Origin of the sequence: Streptomyces sp. NPDC008137, assembly GCF_042957035.1 — a bacterium.
GTDB lineage: Bacteria > Actinomycetota > Actinomycetes > Streptomycetales > Streptomycetaceae > Streptomyces.
Genome location: NZ_JBIBHN010000013.1, coordinates 167,674 through 188,763, shown reverse-complemented (window position 1 = coordinate 188,763; position 21,090 = coordinate 167,674). Strand labels below are relative to the sequence as shown.

Here is a 21,090-nt window from a genome sequence, read left to right as displayed (position 1 = left end):
CAAGTGGCGCCTGGAGCGCCTGCGTTCCGCGGGCGTGCTCCATCAAGCAGCTCTCCTGCGAACCGAGACCGAACCGTTGACGGAGGTGCGGGGCCCGCTTATCTTCTGACCGACTTCATGGCCGAATTCACGAACTGCGTTCGAAATCGCGGACAGTGAAACCGACAGAGGCGGCTCGTATGCTCCGGACTCCCCCTGTGGCCCCGCGCCGCAACCCCCTGCTCGTCTGCGTGCTCGCCCTGCTCCTCGCCCTAGCCGGCGCGCCCGCGCACGCCGCCGTCCCCGACTCCCCGGCCGTGACGTACACCAACCCGATCGCGGAGCAGCGGGCCGATCCGCACATCTTCAAACACACCGACGGCTACTACTACTTCACCGCGACCGTCCCCGAGTACGACCGCATCGTGCTGCGAAGGGCGACGACCATCCAGGGGCTGAAGACTGCCCCCGAGACGACCATCTGGACCAAGCACGCCAGTGGTGTGATGGGAGCCCACATCTGGGCGCCGGAGATCCACTTCATCGACGGCAAGTGGTACGTGTACTTCGCGGCCGGCGCCGCCGACGACGTGTGGGCGATCCGGATGTACGTCCTGGAGGGCACGGGCGCCAATCCGCTCACCGCCGCCTGGACGGAGAAGGGGCAGATCAGGACCCAGTGGGAGAGCTTCTCCCTGGACGCCACCACCTTCGTCGTGAACGGCGTGCGCTACCTGGCCTGGGCGCAGCGCGACCCGTCCGTGAACAACAACACCGACGTCTACCTGGCGAGGATGGCCAACCCCTGGACGATCACCGGCACTCCGGTGATGCTGTCGCGGCCCACCTACGCCTGGGAGACCGTCGGCTACAAGGTCAACGAGGGCCCGGCGGTCATCCAGCGCGGCGGCAAGGTGTTCATGACGTACTCCGCGAGCGCCACCGACAGCAACTATTGCCTGGGGATGCTCACCGCCTCCGCGAGCGCGAACCTGCTCAGCCAGGCGTCCTGGGGCAAGAGCCCCACGCCGGTGTTCGCGAGCAGCGCCGCGACCGGCCAGTACGGCCCGGGCCACAACTCGTTCACCGTCTCCGAGGACGGCAAGAGCGATGTCCTCGTCTACCACGACCGCGGCTACAAGGACATCAGCGGCGACCCGCTGAACGACCCCAACCGCCGCACCCGCGTGCAGAAGCTGTACTGGAAGGCCGACGGCACCCCGGACTTCGGCATCCCGGTGGCCGACGGGGTCACGCCGCAGCGCTTCTCCTCGTACAACTTCCCCGACCGGTTCGTGCGCCACTACGACTACCGGGCCCGTATCGAGGCGAACGTCGGAAAGCTCGCCGATTCGCAGTTCCGCGTGGTCCCCGGCCTGTCCGGCAGCGGCACGGTCTCCCTCGAGTCGGCCAACTTCCCCGGCCACTATCTGCGGCACAAGAACTTCGAGGTGTGGCTGGAGAGGAACGACGGCAGCGCGGCGTTCGCCTCTGACGCCACCTTCCACCGGCGCGCCGGGCTCGCCGACGCGGCGGGTGTGTCGTACGAGTCGCACAACTACCCGGGGCGATACGTCCGCCACTGGGAGTACCTGCTGAACGTGCAGACGGTCAGCACGGCGACCGACCGGGCGGACGCCACCTTCTACACCCAGTGACGGCAGGTTAAATGAACGTATTGCCCTGATTGTCTTCCCGGTGGGAGGGGCACTCAGGGCATGTGCACACACAAGACGAGCGACCGCGCAGAGTTCTGCTGACGGGGTGGTTCAGCTTCCGGGACCGGGAGGCGACCGCCGGGGACGTCCTGGCCCTGCGCCGGGTGGAGGACGTGCTGCGGGGGACGGGCATCCCCTACGACGTCGCCTGGAGTCCGGGCTTCCGCCCGGAGGCCCTGCATCTGGAGCGGCTGTGGCCCGAGGACTACACCCACCTGGTGTTCGTGTGCGGCCCCTTGCACGGGCCGCAGGTCGAGGAGCTGCACCGGCGGTTCGCGCACTGTGTGCGGATCGCCGTGGGCACCTCGGTGATCGACCCCGGCAGCACGGCCGTGACCGGCTTCCACCGGGTGCTGCCGCGCGACGCTCCCGACCGGGAGCCGGTGGAGGACCTGGCGGCCCGCGCCCCGGACGTGCCCGCCCGGCCCGTCGTCGGGGTGATCCTCGCGCACGGGCAGCACGAGTACGGGCGGCTGCGGCGGCACGGGCAGGTGGCCGAGGAGGTGACGCGGTGGCTGGCCGGGAAGGACTGCGGCAGGCTGGAACTGGAGACGCGGCTCGACGCGCACGACTGGCATCTGAGTGCGACGCCGGCGCAGCTCCAGTCCGTGCTGGCCCGGATGGACCTCGTCGTCACCGACCGGCTGCACGGGCTGGTGATCGCGCTGCGGGTCGGCACCCCGGTGCTGGCCGTCGACCCGGTCGCGGGCGGCTCCAAACTGACCGCGCAGGCCCGCGCCTGCGGCTGGCCCGCGCTGGTGGCCGCCGAGCGGCTGGACGTGCGGCAGTTGGACCGCTGGTGGGACTGGTGCCTGACCGGCGGCCGGGTGACCGCACGGCAGATCCGCGACGGTTTCCGCGAGGGCACCGTGCCGGACAGCGCGGACCGGCTCGTCGAGGCGCTGGCACGGCCGGTCGCCGGTTAGCTCCATGACCTCTCGGGGCATCCGCATCTACGTCCCCGCCGCGTTTCCCCCGCATGCCCCCGCTTCCCCGCCGCACGTCCCCCCGGGAGGAGAGACGGGCCGGCCGACCGGAAGGAGAAAGCGTGTCCATCGGCCGACTTCCCGATCACGAGCAGCGCATCCTCGACGAGATGGAACGCGCCCTGCGCCGCGACCGCCGCCTCGACCGCCGGCTGCGCACCCTGCGGCTGCGCCGTCTCCCCGACCCCGCCCGGGTCCTGGCCCGGCTGGCCGCCTACCGTCCCCGCGTCTGGACCGTGGTGTTCCTGTTCGCGGTGGCGGCCGGCCTGCTGGTCGCCGGGATCGTCACCTCCGCACCGGGGGTGATCTGGGCGTTCGCCGCGATATGCCCGCTGACGCTGTACGCGATGTTCCGGCTGATGTGCCGGTGGTGCGGGACCTCTACCTGACTACCTGACGCCGTCCGGCCCGGGACCGGCCGTGAAGGCCTCCTGGATGGGGCGTTCATCGGCCAGGACACGGCCCCTGGGCGGCCCGTCCAGTACCGCGCGGACCGCCGTCATCAGGTCCGGAGCGACATGGTCCGCGCTCAGGGTCTCCTCGGGGCGGGTCCGGGCGGTCGGTACGAGGATGCCGCGGGCACCGGCCCGGCGAGCGGCCTCCGCGTCGGCGTCGTTGTCGCCGATGACGACGAGGCCGGTGGGCGCGGTGCAGATCCGCCCGGCCGCCCACAGCAGTAAGCCGGGGTGGGGTGCGCGGCAGTGGCAGCCGTCATCGGGGCCGTGCGGGCAGACGGCGAACACGTCGAAGGGGCCGAGCAGTTCACCGACGCGGTGATTGACGCGGCGGACGTCGGCATCGGTCAGCAGTCCGTGGGCGACACCGGACTGCTGGGTGACGACGCCGGTGCGGATGCCGCGGGCGCGCAGCAGGGCGAGCGCCTCCCGGGCGCCCGCGACGGGGCGTACGCGGCCGGGGTCGGCGTTGTGGGGTACGTCCTCCAGCAGCGTGCCGTCACGGTGGAACAGCACGGCCTTCACCGGGTTCACGGGGCCGTCTCCTCCTGCCACGCGGCGGCGTGGCGGTGGCGCCAGGCGCCCGTCAGCCGGTGCCAGGTCGCGGCCGGCGGGATGAGCACGCTGGTTGCCACCATGGTCGTCACTTCGTGGCGGGTGCGCGGGCCGCGCGCGATACGGGCCCGGGCGAACTCCGCCGTGCCGGCCGCCCAGCCGAGCGCACAGGCCGTCGCGGCCCGTCCGTGCCCGGCGGCGGCGAGCGCGCACGCGGCGACACCCGCGGTCGTGATCGCCGCGTGGGTGCGGATCCGGCCGCGCGGCGCGACGGCCTTGTCCCACCAGTCGGGCCCGTGCAGATGCCGCATGAGGGCGTCGTCGGCATTGCCGCGCTGCTGGCGCACCGACTCCCAGCGGGAGGCGGGGTGCACAGGGTGCCGTGTGGTGCGGCGGCCCTGCCGGATGCGCCAGCCCGAGTCGAGGACCCGCAGCGCGAGGTCGGCGTCCTCGCGGAAGGCGCGCTCGAAGCGTTCGTCGAAACCGCCGACCTGCTTGAGCGCCTCCGTGCGGTACGCCATGTCGGAGGTGATCCAGTGGGCGCGGGCGAGTCCCGCCGTGCCGCGTTCCCAGTCTGTGGGGCGGCGTTCGCCGGGCAGCGGGACCGCGATGACGCCTTGGACGCCCGCGATGTCGGGCGATGCCTCGGCGAGGTCCTCGGCCAGCTGATCGCACCAGTGGGGCCCGACCTGGACGTCGTCGTCGAGGAACACGGTCCACGGCGCCGTCACGGCGCGCAGCCCGGTGTTGCGGGCGGCGGCGGGCCCACGACCGCCGCCGCCCAGCACTGTGGTGCGCCCGCGCAGATCACCGAGGACGCTCAACGGATGCTCCAGCGGCCCGGGACCGGGGTCGGTCCGGTCGTCGACGATGACGATCTCTCCCGGCCGGGGTCCGGTCGCGGCGGCGAGCGCCGCGAGACAGTCGGCGAGGGTGTCCCGGACGAGGGTCGGGATCACGACGGCGTACGAGGTCATGCGGCGGTCCTCCCTGCGGCGATCGCCCGCCTTCGGTGCTGGCGAGTGCCGCGGTACGGCCGTCTCAAACGCGACAGGGACTATACGCCGCGCGTATACACGCTATGTATAGTCCCGGCATGCCTTCTCTGACCAAGAAGATGAAGAAAACGGGGATCGCGTTCCGAACGGCCGGAACGCTCGCGGCGACAGCCGCCCTGACACTGGCCCTCAGCGGCTGCGCCGGACCCGACACCACAGCCCCCAGCGCCGTCCGCGCACAAGCGGCGACGGACGTCCAGGCGGCCCGCTACGGCACCGTCGACTGCCGTGAGGCGAAGTGCATCGCGCTCACCTTCGACGCGGGGCCGAGCGAGCATTCCGCGCGCCTGCTGGACATCCTGAAGGAGAGACAGGTCCCGGCGACCTTCTTCCTCCTCGGCGAGCGGCACATCGAGAAGTACCCGGAGCTGGTGCGGCGCATGGCCGACGAGGGCCATGAGGTGGCCAGCCACACCTGGGACCACAAGATCCTGACCCGGCTGAGACCCGAGGAGATACGCGAGGAGCTGGAACGCCCCAACCAGGAGATAGAACGCCTCACCGGACGGCGCCCGACCCTGATGCGCCCTCCCCAGGGCCGCACCGACGACACCGTGCACGAGATCTGCCGCGAGCTGGGCCTCGCCGAGGTGCTGTGGAGCGTGACGGCCAAGGACTACAAGACGACCGACTCGGACCTGATCACCCGCCGCGTCCTCGCCCAGGCCTCACGGGACGGCATCATCCTGCTGCACGACATCTACGACGGCACCGTGCCGGCCGTCCCGGGCATCATCGACGCGCTCAAGGAACGCGGGTACGTGTTCGTGACGGTGCCTCAACTGCTGGCACCGGGAAAGGCGGAGCCCGGGAAGGTGTACCGCTAGGCCGTGTCCGCAAAGTCCCGCCTGCCCCGCGACGCCTGGCACGCACTCTCGCCGCACCGGGCGAACCCCCAAGTACATCCAGTACGAGGGGCTCCACCCGGCACACCGAGAGCACGCACCAGACGCCGCGGGGCCCGCCCTCCGGGCGGACGACGGGACTTTGCGGACACGACCCAGGGCACGAACCCACGGACGGCTCTGGGCCGAGTGGGTGAGCCCTCCCCGACCGGGCCGCCGGACGGCTCGGGTTGCCTACGATCGGGATGTGGCCAACATCCTGCTCGAACGGACGGTCCCGCTCCCCCTCGACGAGGCGTGGCGGCGGATCACGCGGTGGCAGCGGCACGGTGAGGGGGTGCCTTTGACGCGAGTCGGGCCGGTCCCGGCCGGGCCGACCCGCGTAGGCACCCTCGTCGTGGCCCGCACGGGCGTCGGACCGCTGTCCTTCGACGACCCGATGGAGGTCACCGTGTGGGAGCCGCCCAAGGACGGCGTCCCGGGGATGTGCCGTCTGGAGAAACGGGGCCGTGTGGTGCTGGGCTGGGCGGAGCTGGAGGTGCGGCCGGGGCCCGGCGGCCGCAGCCGCGTGGTGTGGCGGGAGGAGATCCGGATCCGGCTGCTGCCGTCGCTCTTCGACGGCCTGGTACGGCGTTCGGCACGGTATGTGTTCGGCCGTGCGCTGAACCGCCTGCTGAGACAGGCGTGACGGGCGCCGGGCACACCGGGCCGGTCCCCGGAGCGTCTCAGGCCACCGACCCGATCCGCCCCACCGCCCCCGGCCGCGGCTCGTGGTGGATCGGCGTATGGGCCCCGGTCAGCGAGACCCCGCTGCCCCCGCGCCGCCCGGCGACGATCTCCGAGGCGATGGAAAGGGCCGTCTCCTCGGGCGTACGGGCGCCGAGGTCCAGGCCGATCGGGGAGTGCAGTCGGCTCAACTCCAGCTCGGTGACGCCGACTTCCTTCAGGCGGGCGTTGCGGTCCAGGTGGGTGCGCCGGGAGCCCATGGCGCCGACGTACGCCACCGGCAGGCGCAACGCCAGCTTCAGCAGGGGCACGTCGAACTTGGCGTCGTGGGTCAGGACGCACAGGACGGTGCGGGCATCGACGTCCGTGCGCTCCAGGTAGCGGTGGGGCCAGTCGACGACGATCTCGTCGGCCTCGGGGAAGCGCGTCCGGGTCGCGAAGACGGGCCGTGCGTCGCACACGGTCACGTGGTAGCCGAGGAACTTGCCCATGCGGACCAGCGCCGACGCGAAGTCGATCGCCCCGAAGACGATCATGCGGGGTGCCGGGCCCGAGGACTCGACCAGGACCGTGAGCGGCGCTCCGCAGCGTGAGCCCTGCTCCCCGATCTCCAGGGTGCCGGTGCGGCCGGCGTCCAGGAAGGCGCCCGCCTCGGCGGCGACCGTGCGGTCCAGTTCCGGGTGGGCGCCGAAACCGCCGTCGCGGGACCCGTCGGGGCGGACCAGCAGGGCCCGGCCCGTCAGTTCGCGTGGGCCCGACACGATCCGCGCCACCGCCGCCGCCTCCCCTCGAGCGGCGGCGGTGAGCGCGGACGCGACCACCGGCCGGACCGGATCGGCGGCCCGGACCGGGGCGACCAGGATGTCGATGACGCCGCCGCAGGTCAGGCCCACGGCGAAGGCGTCGTCGTCGCTGTAGCCGAAGCGCTCCAGGACGGTCTCGCCGTCCCGCAGCGCCTGCTGGCACAGCTCGTAGACCGCGCCCTCCACACAGCCGCCGGAGACCGAGCCGATCGCCGTGCCCTCGGCGGACACCGCGAGCGCCGCGCCGGGCTGCCGGGGCGCGCTGCCGCCGACGGCCACCACGGTGGCCACGGCGAAGTCACGGCCCTGCCCGACCCACCGGTTCAGTTCCTCGGCGATGTCCAGCATCTGTCTCGGTCTCCTTGAGGCTGCGACGAAGGGGGCTGGTGCGCGGGCGTCAGTGGACGCCGAGCCAGCTCTCGATCGGGTTGAGGGCGAAGTACACGAGGAACACCGCCGTCAGGATCCACATGAAGGCGCCGATCTCGCGCCACTTGCCCTGGGCGGTCTTGATGGCGGCGTAGGAGATGACGCCCGCCGCGACACCGGTGGTGATGGTGTAGGTGAACGGCATCAGGACGACCGTCAGGAACACCGGCACGGCGGTGGCCCGGTCGGCCCAGTCCACGTGCCGGGCGTTCATCAGCATCATCGCGCCGATGACGACGAGGGCGGCGGACGCGACCTCCTGCGGCACGATCGCCGTGAGCGGTGTGAAGAACAGACAGGCCGCGAAGAACGCGCCGGTGACGACCGAGGCAAGGCCCGTGCGCGCGCCCTCCCCGACACCCGTCGCGGACTCGATGAACACCGTCTGGCCCGAGCCGCCGGCCACGCCTCCGATCGCGCCGCCGGCCCCGTCGATGAACAATGCCTTGGACAGGCCCGGCATCCGGCCCTTGTCGTCGGCGAGCCTGGCCTCGGTGCCGACGCCGATGATGGTCGCCATCGCGTCGAAGAACCCGGCGAGGACGAGGGTGAAGACGATCATGCCCACCGTCATCGCGCCGACCTGGCCCCAGCCGCCGAACTCCACGTTCCCGAAGAGCGAGAAGTCGGGCATGGACACCGCGCTGCCGTGCAGTTCGGGTGCGCCGCCCTGCCACTGCTTGGGGTCGATGACGCCGGCCGCGTTCAGGATCGCGGCCACGACCGTGCCGCCGACGATGCCGATGAGGATGGCGCCCGGGATGTTCCGGGCCTGGAGCATGAAGATCAGCAGCAGGGTGCCGGCGAAGAGCAGGACCGGCCAGCCGGCCAGTTCGCCCGCCGGGCCGAGCGTGACGGGGGTCGCCTTGCCCTGGTGCACGAAGCCGGACTTGTAGAAGCCGATGAGGGCGATGAACAGGCCGATGCCCATGGTGATGCCGTGCTTGAGCGCGAGCGGGATCGCGTTCATGATCATCTCGCGCAGTCCGGTGACCACCAGCAGCATGATGATCACGCCGTACATCACGCACATGCCCATCGCCTGCGGCCAGGTCATCTCGGGCGCGACCTGGGAGGCGAGGACTCCGGAGACGGACAGGCCCGCGGCGAGGGCGAGCGGCACCTTGCCGACGAACCCCATCAGCAGCGTGGTGAGGGCCGCCGCGAACGCGGTCGCGGTGATGAGGCCCTTCTGCGCGAGGGTGTCCCCCGCCGCGTCCTTGCCGGACAGGATCAGGGGGTTGAGCAGGAGGATGTACGCCATCGCCATGAAGGTGGTGACGCCACCGCGCACCTCGCGCGCGACCGTGGATCCTCTGCCGGATATGTGGAAGTACCGGTCGAGCCAGGACCGTCCGGCCGGGACGCGGGTGCCTTCGCCCGCGTCCTCGGCTGTGGTCCTCGGTTCTACTGACTGCTGGGTCATGTGGGCCTTCTCCCAAGTTTCACAGGGGGTTGGGATGCACGACCCGGGGGACGGCCCGAGACGAACGAAAGGGGTCCGGGGGACACGGGGACGCGGTCCCCCGGACGGGACTCTCCTGCTCAGGCCTCGGAGAGTGACGTACCCGTGAGGTGCTCGGGCCGTACCGGAGTCCGGTTCAGCTCGAGCCCGGTCGCGTTCCGGATGGCCGCGAGGACCGCCGGCGTCGACGACAGGGTGGGCGCTTCGCCGATGCCGCGCAGCCCGTACGGGGCGTGCTCGTCGGCGAGTTCGAGGACGTCGACCGGGATGGTCGGCGTGTCGAGGATGGTCGGGATCAGGTAGTCGGTGAAGGAGGGGTTCTTGACCTTCGCGGTCTTCGGGTCGACGACGATCTCCTCCATGACCGCCACGCCGAGGCCCTGTGTCGTGCCGCCCTGGATCTGGCCGAGCACGGACAGCGGGTTGAGCGCCTTGCCGACGTCCTGGGCGCAGCCCAGCTCGATGACCTTCACCAGCCCGAGCTCGGTGTCGACCTCGACGACGGCACGGTGGGCGGCGAACGAGTACTGCACATGCCCGTTGCCCTGCCCGGTGCGCAGGTCGAAGGCCTCGGTCGGCCGGTGCCGCCACTCCTCCTCGACCTCGACGCTCTCGCCCTCCAGGACGTCGGCCAGATCACCGAGGACCTCACCGCCGTCGGTGACGACCTTGCCGCCCTCCAGCAGCAGCTCGGCCGTGGCCCAGGCCGGGTGGTAGGAGCCGAACTTGCGGCGCCCGATCTCCAGGACCTTCTCCCGGACGAGCTCGCAGGCGTTCTTCACGGCGCCGCCGGTGACGTACGTCTGCCGGGAGGCGGAGGTCGAACCGGCGCTGCCCACCTGGGTGTCGGCCGGGTTGATGGTCACCTGTGTGACGCCCAGTTCGGTCCGGGCGATCTGCGCGTGCACGGTGACACCGCCCTGCCCGACCTCGGCCATGGCCGTGTGCACGGTGACCACGGGCTCACCGCCCACGACCTCCATCCGCACCTTCGCGGTCGAGTAGTCGTCGAAGCCCTCGGAGAAGCCCACGTTCTTGATGCCGACCGCGTAGCCGACCCCGCGTACCACGCCTTCCCCGTGCGTGGTGTTGGACAGACCGCCGGGCAGTTGCCGTACGTCGGCGCCCTCGCTGCTCTCCCACTGGCGCTCCGGCGGCATCGGCATCGCCTTGACGCGGCGCAGGAGTTCGGCGACCGGGGCCGGGGAATCGACGCGCTGCCCGGTCGGCAGCAGGGTGCCCTGCTCCATGGCGTTGAGCTGCCGGAACTCCACCGGGTCCATGCCGAGCTTCCGCGCCAGCTTGTCCATCTGCGCCTCGTAGGCGAAGCACGCCTGGACCGCGCCGAAGCCGCGCATGGCGCCGCAGGGCGGGTTGTTGGTGTAGAGGGCGATGGCCTCGATGTCCACGTCCTCGATCACGTACGGCCCGACGGACAGGGAGGAGGCGTTGCCGACGACGGCCGGGGAGGCGGAGGCGTAGGCGCCGCCGTCCAGGACGATCCGGCACTTCATGTGGGTGAGCTTGCCGTCGCTGGTGGCGCCGTGCTCGTAGTACAGCTTCGCCGGGTGGCGGTGGACGTGCCCGAAGAAGGACTCGAACCGGTTGTAGACGATCTTGACGGGCTTTCCCGTGCGCAGCGCCAGCAGGCAGGCGTGGATCTGCATCGACAGGTCCTCGCGGCCGCCGAACGCGCCGCCGACGCCGGACAGCGTCATCCGCACCTTGTCCTCGGGCAGGCCGAGCACGGGCGCGATCTGGCGCAGGTCGCTGTGCAGCCACTGGGTGGCGATGTAGAGGTGGACGCCGCCGTCCTCCTCGGGGACGGCGAGGCCGGACTCGGGGCCGAGGAAGGCCTGGTCCTGCATGCCGAAGGTGTACTCGCCCTCGACGATGACATCGGCCCGATGCCGCGCGGCGTCGACGTCACCGCGGATGATCGGCTGGCGGTGGACGATGTTCGGGTGCGGGACGTGCCCGGCGTGGTGGTCGTCGCGGCCCTCGTGGATGAGGATCGCGTCCGGCGCGGTCGCGGAGGCCTCGTCGGTGATGACGGGCAGTTCGCGGTAGTCGACCTTGATCTTCGCGGCGGCGCGGCGGGCCGTCTCCGGATGGTCGGCGGCGACGATCGCGACCGGCTCGCCGTGATGGCGGACCTTGCCGTGGGCGAGGACCGGGGTGTCCTGGATCTCCAGGCCGTAGTTCTTCACCTCGGTCGGCAGGTCGTCGTACGTCAGCACGGCGTGGACACCCGCCATGGCCAGCGCCTCACTCGTGTCGATCGACACGATCTCGGCGTGCGCGACGGTCGACCGCAGGATCTGCCCCCACAGCATGTCCTCGTGCCACATGTCGGACGAGTACGCGAACTCGCCGGTGACCTTGAGGGTGCCGTCCGGGCGGAGCGTCGACTCGCCGATGCCGCCCTTGGTCTGCGACCCCTGGGTGATCTTCGTAGGAGCGCCGTTGGCTGCCATGGTCAGACCCCCTGGGATTGCCGGGCGGCCGCCAGGCGGACCGCGTCCATGATCTTCTCGTAGCCGGTGCAGCGGCACAGGTTGCCCGACAGCGCCTCGCGGATGTCCGCGTCGCTCGGGTTGGGGTTGCGCTCCAGCATCTCGTCGGCGGCGACCAGCAGACCGGGCGTGCAGAAGCCGCACTGGACGGCGCCGGCGTCGATGAACGCCTGCTGGATCGGGGAGAGTTCGGTGCCCTCGCCGGTCTGCGAGTCGGTGCCCGCGGCCTGCCACGCCTGGGCGCTCTGCAACGACGTACCGCAGGCTCCGCTCGCACAGCCACCGTGCTCGGCGCGCTGCTTGGCGAAGTCGGCGAGCCCCTCGACGGTGACGACCTCGCGGCCCTCCGCCTGCCCGGCGGCCACCAGGCACGAGCACACCGGCACCCCGTCGAGCCGTACCGTGCACGACCCGCACTCGCCCTGCTCGCAGGCGTTCTTGGACCCGGGAAGGCCCATGCGCTCGCGCAGCACGTAGAGCAGGGACTCGCCCTCCCAGACATCGTCGGCTTCCTGCGGACGGCCGTTGACCGTGAAGTTGACGCGCATTACGCGGCTCCCTCCGTGAGGCGGCGGGTGCCGCGGTAGGACTCCCAGGTCCAGGTCAGGGTGCGGCGGGCCATGACGCCCACGGCGTGGCGGCGGTAGCTCGCGGTGCCCCGGACGTCGTCGATCGGGTTGCAGGCGGCGGAGCACAGGTCCGCGAACTGCTTGGCGACCGACGGGGTGACGATCTTCCCGTTGTCCCAGAAGCCGCCCTCCTCCAGAGCGGCGTTCAGGAACTCCTCGGCGGCCTTGGCCCGAATGGGCGTGGGCGCGGCCGAACCGATCCCGGTCCGCACGGTCCGCGTCTCGGGGTGCAAGGCGATCCCGAAGGCACACACGGCGATGACCATCGCGTTCCTGGTCCCCACCTTGGAGAACTGCTGGGGCCCGTCGGCCTTCCTCACGTGCACGGCACGGATGAGCTCGTCCGCGGCCAGCGCGTTGCGCTTCACGCCCGTGTAGAACTCGTCGATCGGGATCCGGCGCGACCCGCGCACCGACTCCACCTCCACCTCGGCGCCCGCGGCCAGCAGGGCGGGGTGGGCGTCGCCGGCCGGGGAGGCGGTGCCGAGGTTCCCGCCGACACCGCCGCGGTTACGGATCTGCGGGGAGGCGACCGTGTGCGAGGCGAGGGCGAGACCAGGCAGCTCGGCGCGCAGGTTCTCCATGATCTTCGTATAGGGCACGGAGGCACCGACCCGCACGCTCTCCTCGCCCACCTCCCACTCGGAGAGGTCGCCGACGCGGTTCAGGTCCATGAGGTACTCGGGCCGGCGGTGGTCGAAGTTGATCTCGACCATCACGTCGGTGCCACCCGCAATCGGCACAGCGGTGGGGTGCTCGGCCTTCGCGGCGAGCGCCTCCTCCCAGCTGGCGGGGCGAAGGAAGTCCATGACCGCCTCTCTTCTCCGTCTTCTCGTGGGGCGTTCAGATCGAGCCAATCCGTGTGCGGCGGTCCCGGCTCGTTCATGTGCTGTTCACGCGTAGTGGCCTCAGTACACAGCGCGGTACTCCGACCGGGTCAGTCACGGAAACCATGAAGGAGTTGGCTGGCCAGGACGGTCATCTTGTAGATTCGTATGAACGGAGGCCATCAGAAACCTCCTCGTTCTCCTGTGGTAACGCGCGACACAGGCGCGTGACCTGGCACACAGCCGGGACAGGGTTTGATTTCGAGACAAAGAACGGCGGCGACGAGAATGCGGCTGCGCGCACTGCTGGACACCGACGCGCTGGGCCTCAAGCTGCTCGGCGGCGAGGAAGAGCTGGACCGCACGGTGCGCGGCGTGATGACCACCGACCTGCGCGATCCCAGCCGCTATCTCTCGGGCGGCGAACTGGTGCTCACGGGCCTGGCCTGGCGCCATGACGCCGAGGACTCGGAGCCGTTCGTCCGGATCCTGACGCAGCAGGGCGTGACGGCCCTCGCCGCGGGCGAGGCCGAACTGGGGGACGTACCGGAAGACCTGATCGCGGCCTGCGCCCGCCACCGCCTCCCCCTCCTCGCGGTGCACGAGTCGGTGGCGTTCGCGACGATCACCGAGCACGTCGTACGCCAGGTCTCCGGCGAGCGCGCCGGAGACCTGGCGGCCGTGGTCGACCGCCACCGCCGGATGATGACCTCGGGCCCGGCGGGCGGCGGCCCGGACGTGGTCCTGGACCTGCTCGGCTCGGACCTGGACCTGCGCGCCTGGGTCCTCGCCCCCACCGGCCGGCTGATCGCGGGCTCGAAGGCCGCGGGCCCCGCCGCGCTGCCCGCCGAGACCTGCGGACGCCTGGCCGCGGAACACCTGACCGCCACCCGCACGGGCCGCCGCGCCCCGCACCGCGTCCTCCTGGGCGGCACCACCTACTCCCTCTTCCCGATCCGCTCGACGGTCCGCTCCTCCCAGACCGCCCGCGACGCCCGCGAGACCCTGCTGTCCGACTGGCTGCTGGCCGTCGAGGCCGACGCCGGGGACTGGGCCGAGGAACGCCTGGACCTGCTGCACGGCGTCACCCAGCTGATCGCGGTCGAGCGGGACCGCCGCGACGCGGCCCGCACGGTCCGCCGCCGTCTCGCCCAGGAGGTCCTGGAACTGGTCCAGACGGGCGCGGCCCCCGCCGAGATCGCGGCCCGCCTGCGCGTGGCCGCCCCCGTCCTGCTGCCCGGCCTCGGGGCCGCGCCGCACTGGCAGGTGATCGTGGCCCGCGTCGACTGGGACGGGGACGAGATCGAGGGCGGCCCGGTGGCACAGGCCCTGCTGGAGGAGATCCTCGTCGACCCCCTCTCCACCGGACCGGAGCACTCCGACCGCATCGCCGTCGCCCACACCGGCGAGGAGGCCATCGCCCTGGTCCCGCTCCCCGCCGTCGCGGCGGAGCACGACGGCTCCGAGACCGGCGTCCTCGCCGACGCGCTCCTGGAATCCGTACGCGACCCCCTCACGGCGGGTCTCGACGGCGACGGACACCTGACTCTCGGCGTCAGCGCGGCCGTGCACTCGGCGGAGGGCCTGCGCGGCGCCCTGGAGGAGGCCCGCCACGCCCGCCGGGTGGCGGCGGCCCGCCCGGGCCGGGTCTGCGCGGCGGGCCACCAGGAACTGGCCTCGCACGTCCTCCTGCTCCCGTTCGTCCCGGACGACGTCCGCCGCGCCTTCACGGCCCGCCTCCTGGACCCCCTCCGGGACTACGACCGCAGGCACCGGGCCGAGCTGATCCCCACCCTGGAGGCGTTCCTGGACTGCGACGGCTCCTGGACCCGCTGCGCCGGCCGTCTCCACCTGCACGTCAACACGCTGCGCTACCGCGTCGGACGGATCGAGCAGTTGACGGGACGTGACCTGTCGCGGCTCGAGGACAAGCTGGATTTCTTCCTGGCCCTGCGCATGAGCTGAAACACGGGGCGCCCGGGCCCAAACCCCGGACACCCCCGAGTCCCACGACTTTGTGAAATCCTTCACCCACCCTCTTGGCCCGGCGCCGCGATTCGTGCTGAGATGCCGCCACCACTCAACAGCTCGATGGCGTGCTCGGGGAGGGCAACGTGGCGCATACCGCCATGTCTGGTAACGGAACGACCTCTGGTGACGATCCCCTCCAGACCGCGGTATGGCGGCTGCGCTCACGCGGGTGCTGGGCCGACGCGGCCGCCCTGCTGCTGCCGGACACACCCGCGGCGGCGCTCCAGCGCGCGTCGCTGCTGGTGGAACGGTGTCTGTACACCGAGCGGGGCTGGGAGGAGGCCGAGGACGCGCTGCGCACGGCCGAGGCGCTGGCCCACAGCGACGACGAGCGGGGCGCGGCCGCTTGTGAACGCGGTTACTTGGCCTACGCCTCGACGCTGCTCGCGGTGCGGGACCGGGCCGACGAGGCGCGGGCCGCGCTGGGGCGGGCGGCCGCGCTGATCCCTCCGGGGGCTTCGCGGCGGGCCCTGCTGGACTTCCGTCGCGGTCTGCTGGCGGAGAACCTGACGAGCGCTCCGCAGGCGGCGCGGGCGGCGTACCGCCGTGCGCACGCGGGGGCTACGGCGCATGACAACCCACTGCTGCTGTCCTTCACCTGGCGCCATCTGGCCGGGCTGGCCCTGCGGGACGGGGAGTTGGCGGAGGCCCGCCACGGCTTCTCCGAGTCACTGCGGATCCGGGAGGAGCTGGGGTATCTCGTCGGCACGGCCCCCGCGCTGGTCTCCCTGGCCGACACGGAGACCGAGCCGGAGGCGTCCCGGCTACGGGATGAGGCCCGGCGGCTGTACCGGCTGCTCGGGGGCGTACCGACCTGGCTGGCCCGGCAGTTGGCCCCGCTGCCGCCGGCGGCGACGGCTTGAGCGGGTCAGGGGGTGCCCGGTGTCGCGGCTGAGGCCGGGGTGTTACGCAGCTCGGCCACATGAGGTGCTCGGCGTGGGTGCTGGGGCCGGGTGGGTGCGCAACTCGGCGCGACGAAGTGCCGCTGCGCCCACCCGTGCCGCCCCCAGCGGCACGCATGCCCGCAGCTGGGGCGGTGCGCATGCCCGCAGCTGGGGCGGTGCGCGTGCCCGCAGCTGGGGGACTGCGTAAGGGGACGTGTCGGGGGGTGTCCGCCCGCAGTGGTTGGCGCGTCAACGCCAGTGAGTCGGTATGACACCCCATCGCGCCAATCCGAGGACGGACACCCCCCGGCGCGGGGGCCGGGCCCCCCCCCCCCCCCCCCGCGCCCCCCCCCCCCCCCCCCCGGCGCGGCCCCGACCCCCCCCACCCGGCATCAGGCGCGACCCGCGAAGTGCTCCCCCACCAGCACCCGCACCACATCCAGATCCCGCGCGATCAACGCGTCCAGCAACGCCGTGTGTTCATGCGCGTCCGCCACCAGGTCGGCCCGCCCCCGGCCCCCCGGCCCGCCCCCGACCAACGGCCACTGCGCCCGCCGGTGCAGATCCTCCGCGATCTGGACCAACTGCTCGTTCCCCGAGAGCGACAGGACCGCCCGGTGGAACACCCGGTCGGACTCCGCGTAGGCCGCCCGGCAGCCGGAGGACGCCGCACGGACCGTCGCCTCGGCGAGAGGCCGCAGCTCGGCCCACCGCTCGGCGGGGACGGCACGCGCCAGCCGCAGCATCACCGGGACCTCGATCAGCGACCGGACCTCGGCCAGTTCCGCCAGCTCCCGCGCCCCCCGCTCGACGACCCGGAACCCGCGGTTGGGCACGACCTCGACGGCGCCCTCGATGGCCAGCTGCTGCATGGCCTCCCGTACCGGCGTCGCCGACACCCCGAACCGCTCGCCCAGCACCGGCGCCGAGTACACCTCGCCGGGCCGCAGATCCCCCGCCACCAGCGCGGCCCGCAGCGCGTCCACGATCTGCCCGCGCACGGAGGACCGCTGGACGACGGGCCGCGGCCGCGGCAGCACCGGCTCGCTGTGCGTGTGCTCACCGCGCACCGCCCCGGCCTGCTGCGGCACCCGCGCCTGCTCGCCCTGCCCGGTCTGCCCCACCGCCTGCCCCACCGCCCGCTCCCAAGGAGCCCCCGTCCCGGCGGAGCCCTGCGCCCCCTGCTTCACGGGTCCTCCTTGGGACGTGTCGGTACTTGAGGTCATTACGGCGGGTTGTTACTCGTCCGTCAAGCACCATAAGCGCCCCGAGCGCCAGTTCAAATCCCAGCGATCTTGAGTTAGGTTAGGCTTACCTACGAGTAGATCGGTGATCCCATGCCCGAGCCCCGTTCGGCCGTCTCCGGCGCCTACGCCCGTCTGGCCGAGGTCCTCCCCGGGCTCGCCGTCACCGAACTGGCCCTCGAGGACGAAACCCCGCACGGCGGCGGCTGGGCCGCGGCCACCGACCTCGCGGCCGCCGGCCCCGCCCTCGACGCCTTCCTGTCCTGGGACGAGGACCAGATCCGCCGGGACTACGGCCAGGAGGCCCGCCCCGATGTGGTCGCCAGCTTCGGCCTGCACCGCTACGCCTGGCCCGCCTGCCTCCTGATCACCGTCCCCTGGTTCCTCCACCGCCGCGTCCCCCGCTACCCCGTGACCCACGTCTCGTACGACCGCACCGCCCCCGGCCACCCCATCGGCCGCATGGCCGTCCGCCCCGCCGGCTTCGCCTGTCTGCCCGGCGACGAGGCGGCGGGCCTGCCCGGCGCCCGGGTCGTCCCGGACGAGGAGGCACTGCGGGCCGAGGCGCGCTCGGCGGTCGCCGAGCACCTGGAGCCGGTCCTGACCGGCTTCGGACCCCGGATGCGGCGTCGCGGCCGGGCCCTGTGGGGCATGGCGACCGACGAGATCGTCGAGGGGCTCTGGTACGTCGCCCAGCTGTTCGGCGAGATCGAGGAACGGCGCGCGATGCGCGAGCTGGAGCTGCTCCTGCCGGGCGCGACGAAGCCGTACGTGGGCACGGCGGCGTTCCGGGAGCTGACCGGCCCCGACGGCGAGCCGCTGCGCACCCGGGACCGCGCGAGCTGCTGCATGTTCTACACGCTGCGCCCCCAGGACACCTGCGCCACCTGCCCGCGCACCTGCGACGCCGACCGGGTCACCAAGCTGCTGGCCACGGCCAGTTGAGACCCGCCCAGAAATAGCCCGCTCCTCCCGTAGGATCATCGCGGAACTCGCAGCAAGTTCCCGGAGAACCACCCGTACGGGTAGTCTTGTTCGAACTCAACTCCCGCCCCTCACGCGGCAGTTCGAGCAGAACGCCGCCCTGAACATTCCCTTGCACTTCCTTGGCGGCCTCTTGCCCCGAAACCCCCTGAGGGCTGTTGGGATTGGGCCACTATGGCGGGCGTTACGCCCTATCCCAATGCAAGGGACCACCCAGATGAAACTGACCGACATATCGCTGAACTGGCTGCTTCCGGGCGCCGTGCTTCTCCTGGGCATGCTGGCGGCGATAGCGGTTCTCGCGCGCGGCAAGCGTTCCTCGGTCAAGGACACGAGCGCGGATGATTCCTGGGAGCGCAGCGAGGAACGCCGCAGACGCAAGGAGGCCCTTTACGGCACCGTCTCCTACGTCCTCCTCTTCTGCTGCGCGGCCGTCGCCGCCGCACTCTCCTTCCACGGCCTGGTCGGCTTCGGCGAGCAGAACCTCGGCCTCAGCGGCGGCTGGCAGTACCTCGTCCCGTTCGGCCTGGACGGCGCGGCGATGTTCTGCTCCGTGCTCGCGGTGCGCGAGGCCAGCCATGGTGACGCGGCGCTCGGCTCCCGGATACTGGTCTGGACGTTCGCCTTCGCCGCGGCCTGGTTCAACTGGGTGCACGCGCCGAGGGGCGTCGGCCACGCGGGTGCCCCCCACTTCTTCGCGGGCATGTCCCTGTCGGCTGCGGTGCTCTTCGACCGCGCGCTGAAGCAGACCCGCCGCGCCGCCCTGCGGGAACAGGGCCTGGTGCCGCGCCCGCTGCCGCAGATCCGTATCGTGCGCTGGCTGCGGGCCCCCCGCGAGACGTACAGCGCCTGGTCGCTGATGCTCCTGGAGGGTGTGCGCAGCCTCGACGAGGCGGTCGACGAGGTGCGCGACGACAAGCGCAAGAAGGACGAGGCCCGGCAGCGGCGCCGCGACCAGCAGCGCGTGGAGCGGGCCCAGCTGAAGGCGATCAGCCGCGGTCACCGCGGCCACTTCGGCCGCGGCGGCGGCCGGCAGCTGGAGGTACAGGTGGAGCGCGGCTCCTCGCAGGTCTCCGCGGAGCCTGCCATATCCGCGCCGGAGCCGCTGCCCGTCCGCTCGCGTCCCTCCCTGCAGCCCGCTCGCAAAGGAGCTGACCCGGTGACCGTCGACCTCACGGCCGAGGACGACACCATGGCACTGCCGCGTCTGGACTCCCTGGAGCGCAAGCTCAAGGACCTTGAGCAGCAGTTCGGCTAGTCCGGCCGTACAGAACCGGGTAGGGGGCGCGGGCCTGCGGGCCGCGCCCCCTACCCGTTCACATCGTCCCGTTCACGCCGCCTCGGCCTCCAGCTCGAACCAGACGGCCTTGCCCACTCCGTGCGGCCTGACGCCCCATGCGTCCGCGAGGGACTGCACAAGGAACAGGCCCCTGCCGTTCGTACCGTCGTCGGCGATCGGTACGCGCAGCCGGGGTCTGCGGGCCACGAAGTCCCTTACCTCCACCCGCAGTCCGCGCGGTCCGACCGTGGCCGTCAGGAGCGCGTCGCGATCGGTGTGGACGATCGCGTTGGTGACGAGTTCGCTGGTGAGCAGTTCCGCTACGTCCGATCGCCCGGTCCTTCCCCACTGCCCGAGCAGTTCCCGCAGGGCCCTGCGGGCTTCCGGCACGGCCCGCAGGTCCGCCCGCCCGAGTCTGCGCCTCAGCTGAGGCCCGGGCACCTGCTCCGTGTCGTCGTCGGTCTTGTCGTCCGCCGTCTTCGCCGAGAAGGCCCCGATCGTTATGGGACCGCCTCCTCGTGCCTGCCTCTCCATGACCCCCGCCCGCGCGCCGATGTCGGTTCCCCTCCTGCTCGAACACGTTCACGGGGATCCATGCCCGATCGGACACGCGGCAGTCATGTCGAGTCGTCAACGACCGGGTGTTCGGCCAATCGGACGGGCCCGGCGTGCCGGGTTGCGGGCCGCTGAGCGGTACGGCGGTGGCTGGGAGGGGGACAAGAGGGTAGCCGGTATATGTCGTCGTGCGGATCGTGACCGCAGGAGATCGGCCGATGTGCCGATGGCCGGCTGCCGATCCTTGCGTACGCGACGAAGGAGCGGGGCAGCCGGCCCCCGTGCGCGGTGGTCCGGTGAAGTTGGCCGAAGTGCGACGGTCTCCCCCGGGTCCGTGACCGGAACAAGGCCGTCCTCCTGACCCCCGTGGCGGGAGGACGGCCCTGGTCTTCTCCGGTAATCGCTCGGTCAGTACAGCTTGTTGACGGCGGTGGTCGTCGTCTTCTTGAAGGCCGCCACGGGAGCGTCGTCGAAGTCGCCCATCTGACCCCACGACACGACGGTGACGGTCCTGCCGTCCCGTCCGACGGACAGCAGCGAGATGTCCGTGGCGCCCCAGGAGGTCTCGGTGTGCAGGCCGCGGACGCGGGCGCCCTCCTCGACCGGCAGAGTGCCGTAGTCCCGGCCCTCGGCCTCGACGTCCGGGTAGTTCTCCTCGATGCGGTCGGCGCAGGTGCGGATCAGGTCGTCGTAGTGCTTCGCCAGGGCCTTGGCCAGGGCGGCTGTGTCCGCCACGACGGTCAGCTGCACGGCGCTGGTCTCCAGGTCGGTCCGGAACTCCCGGTGCCGGTAGTCGTAGGAGGGCACGCCCTCCGTGCTCACGCAGGAGCCGAGTGCCTCCGGGAACCCTTCGGTGACCGGCCCGGCCGTCCAGGACGACGTCGGGTGCGGCGGCAGCTGGGACGCCGACAGGAACTTGGGTGCGGCGGCCTTCGCCGCGGCGCCGGCCGCCGGTGCGGTGAGAACCGAACCGGCCGCGAGGGCCGCGACGGTGAGCGTGGTGAGCGCGCCTGCTCGGATGCGCATGGGCATGGTTGTCCCCCGTAGGTGAGTGGCGTGGATGTCGGATGCCACCGCGACGCCGGTCGGTCTGCCGGGCCGGTCGGTGCGACACCAAGAGCA

General features: G+C 71.9%; 19 protein-coding genes. 9 read left to right on the top strand and 10 right to left on the bottom strand.

The window, feature by feature from the left end; translation table 11 throughout:
* Positions 1-179 precede the first annotated feature (179 nt).
* The 3 genes from ACFZBT_RS22120 (at position 180) to ACFZBT_RS22110 (ending at position 3,072) form a co-directional block, all read left to right on the top strand.
* The gene (locus tag ACFZBT_RS22120) at positions 180-1,637 is read left to right on the top strand and encodes a family 43 glycosylhydrolase (RefSeq protein WP_391105979.1); all 1,458 of its coding nucleotides are present in this window, start codon (positions 180-182) and stop codon (positions 1,635-1,637) included.
* Between the two features lie 62 nt (positions 1,638-1,699).
* Positions 1,700-2,623 carry a polysaccharide pyruvyl transferase family protein gene (locus ACFZBT_RS22115; protein WP_391105977.1) on the top strand — a complete coding sequence of 308 codons (924 nt, stop codon included), beginning with the start codon at positions 1,700-1,702 and terminating at the stop codon, positions 2,621-2,623.
* Positions 2,624-2,745: 122 nt separating this feature from the next.
* Positions 2,746-3,072 (top strand): DUF3040 domain-containing protein, encoded by a 327-nt coding sequence (locus ACFZBT_RS22110; RefSeq protein WP_391105975.1) that lies wholly within the window; start codon positions 2,746-2,748, stop codon positions 3,070-3,072.
* Here ACFZBT_RS22110 and ACFZBT_RS22105 read toward each other — a convergent pair whose 3' ends face one another.
* Both ACFZBT_RS22105 and ACFZBT_RS22100 read right to left on the bottom strand, forming a co-directional pair.
* The gene (locus ACFZBT_RS22105; RefSeq protein ID WP_391105973.1) at positions 3,073-3,672 is read right to left on the bottom strand and encodes an HAD-IIIA family hydrolase; all 600 of its coding nucleotides are present in this window, start codon (positions 3,670-3,672) and stop codon (positions 3,073-3,075) included.
* Positions 3,669-4,670: a glycosyltransferase gene (locus ACFZBT_RS22100; protein ID WP_391105971.1), complete on the bottom strand. Its 1,002-nt coding sequence runs from the start codon at positions 4,668-4,670 to the stop codon at positions 3,669-3,671. The genes ACFZBT_RS22105 and ACFZBT_RS22100 overlap by 4 nt, the downstream gene beginning before the upstream one ends.
* A 140-nt stretch (positions 4,671-4,810) precedes the next feature.
* Here ACFZBT_RS22100 and ACFZBT_RS22095 point away from each other — a divergent pair, with 140 nt between their 5' ends.
* Entirely contained in the window at positions 4,811-5,578 is a 768-nt protein-coding gene (locus tag ACFZBT_RS22095) for a polysaccharide deacetylase family protein (RefSeq protein WP_391105998.1), read from the top strand.
* A 265-nt stretch (positions 5,579-5,843) separates the two neighbouring features.
* Complete coding sequence (locus ACFZBT_RS22090) at positions 5,844-6,284, top strand: SRPBCC family protein (protein ID WP_391105969.1); 441 nt, start codon at positions 5,844-5,846, stop codon at positions 6,282-6,284.
* Between the two features lie 37 nt (positions 6,285-6,321).
* Here the strand turns inward: ACFZBT_RS22090 and ACFZBT_RS22085 are convergent, their stop codons facing one another.
* The 5 genes from ACFZBT_RS22085 to ACFZBT_RS22065 form a co-directional block, all read right to left on the bottom strand.
* Entirely contained in the window at positions 6,322-7,473 is a 1,152-nt protein-coding gene (locus tag ACFZBT_RS22085) for an XdhC family protein (RefSeq protein ID WP_391105967.1), read from the bottom strand.
* A 49-nt stretch (positions 7,474-7,522) separates the two neighbouring features.
* Complete coding sequence (locus ACFZBT_RS22080) at positions 7,523-8,980, bottom strand: solute carrier family 23 protein (RefSeq protein WP_391105965.1); 1,458 nt, start codon at positions 8,978-8,980, stop codon at positions 7,523-7,525.
* A 119-nt stretch (positions 8,981-9,099) separates the two neighbouring features.
* Positions 9,100-11,496, bottom strand: a complete 2,397-nt coding sequence (gene pucD / locus ACFZBT_RS22075; protein ID WP_391105963.1) for a xanthine dehydrogenase subunit D — start codon at positions 11,494-11,496, stop codon at positions 9,100-9,102.
* Positions 11,497-11,498: 2 nt separating this feature from the next.
* On the bottom strand, positions 11,499-12,083 hold the full coding sequence (locus ACFZBT_RS22070; RefSeq protein WP_391105961.1) for a 2Fe-2S iron-sulfur cluster-binding protein: 585 nt from the start codon (positions 12,081-12,083) through the stop codon (positions 11,499-11,501).
* The gene (locus tag ACFZBT_RS22065) at positions 12,083-12,973 is read right to left on the bottom strand and encodes an FAD binding domain-containing protein (RefSeq protein ID WP_391105959.1); all 891 of its coding nucleotides are present in this window, start codon (positions 12,971-12,973) and stop codon (positions 12,083-12,085) included. The genes ACFZBT_RS22070 and ACFZBT_RS22065 overlap by 1 nt, the downstream gene beginning before the upstream one ends.
* Positions 12,974-13,279: 306 nt before the next feature.
* On the opposite strand from ACFZBT_RS22065, the gene ACFZBT_RS22060 reads away from it, so the two are divergent.
* Together ACFZBT_RS22060 and ACFZBT_RS22055 are read left to right on the top strand one after the other, a co-directional pair.
* Positions 13,280-14,956 (top strand): PucR family transcriptional regulator ligand-binding domain-containing protein, encoded by a 1,677-nt coding sequence (locus ACFZBT_RS22060; RefSeq protein WP_391105957.1) that lies wholly within the window; start codon positions 13,280-13,282, stop codon positions 14,954-14,956.
* A 164-nt stretch (positions 14,957-15,120) separates the two neighbouring features.
* On the top strand, positions 15,121-15,885 hold the full coding sequence (locus ACFZBT_RS22055) for a hypothetical protein (protein ID WP_391105955.1): 765 nt from the start codon (positions 15,121-15,123) through the stop codon (positions 15,883-15,885).
* A gap of 413 nt (positions 15,886-16,298) precedes the next feature.
* On the opposite strand, the gene ACFZBT_RS22050 is transcribed toward ACFZBT_RS22055, so the two are convergent.
* Positions 16,299-17,132: an FCD domain-containing protein gene (locus ACFZBT_RS22050; RefSeq protein WP_391105953.1), complete on the bottom strand. Its 834-nt coding sequence runs from the start codon at positions 17,130-17,132 to the stop codon at positions 16,299-16,301.
* Between the two features lie 111 nt (positions 17,133-17,243).
* Between ACFZBT_RS22050 and ACFZBT_RS22045 the strand changes: the two genes are divergently transcribed.
* Both ACFZBT_RS22045 and ACFZBT_RS22040 read left to right on the top strand, forming a co-directional pair.
* On the top strand, positions 17,244-18,095 hold the full coding sequence (locus tag ACFZBT_RS22045) for a (2Fe-2S)-binding protein (protein WP_391105951.1): 852 nt from the start codon (positions 17,244-17,246) through the stop codon (positions 18,093-18,095).
* 256 nt (positions 18,096-18,351) lie between these two features.
* Positions 18,352-19,392, top strand: coding sequence for a DUF2637 domain-containing protein (locus ACFZBT_RS22040; RefSeq protein WP_391105949.1), 1,041 nt, complete (start codon positions 18,352-18,354; stop codon positions 19,390-19,392).
* A gap of 72 nt (positions 19,393-19,464) precedes the next feature.
* Here ACFZBT_RS22040 and ACFZBT_RS22035 read toward each other — a convergent pair whose 3' ends face one another.
* The gene (locus ACFZBT_RS22035) at positions 19,465-19,947 is read right to left on the bottom strand and encodes an ATP-binding protein (protein ID WP_391105947.1); all 483 of its coding nucleotides are present in this window, start codon (positions 19,945-19,947) and stop codon (positions 19,465-19,467) included.
* Between the two features lie 429 nt (positions 19,948-20,376).
* Entirely contained in the window at positions 20,377-21,000 is a 624-nt protein-coding gene (locus ACFZBT_RS22030; protein ID WP_391105945.1) for a hypothetical protein, read from the bottom strand.
* Positions 21,001-21,090 lie beyond the last annotated feature (90 nt).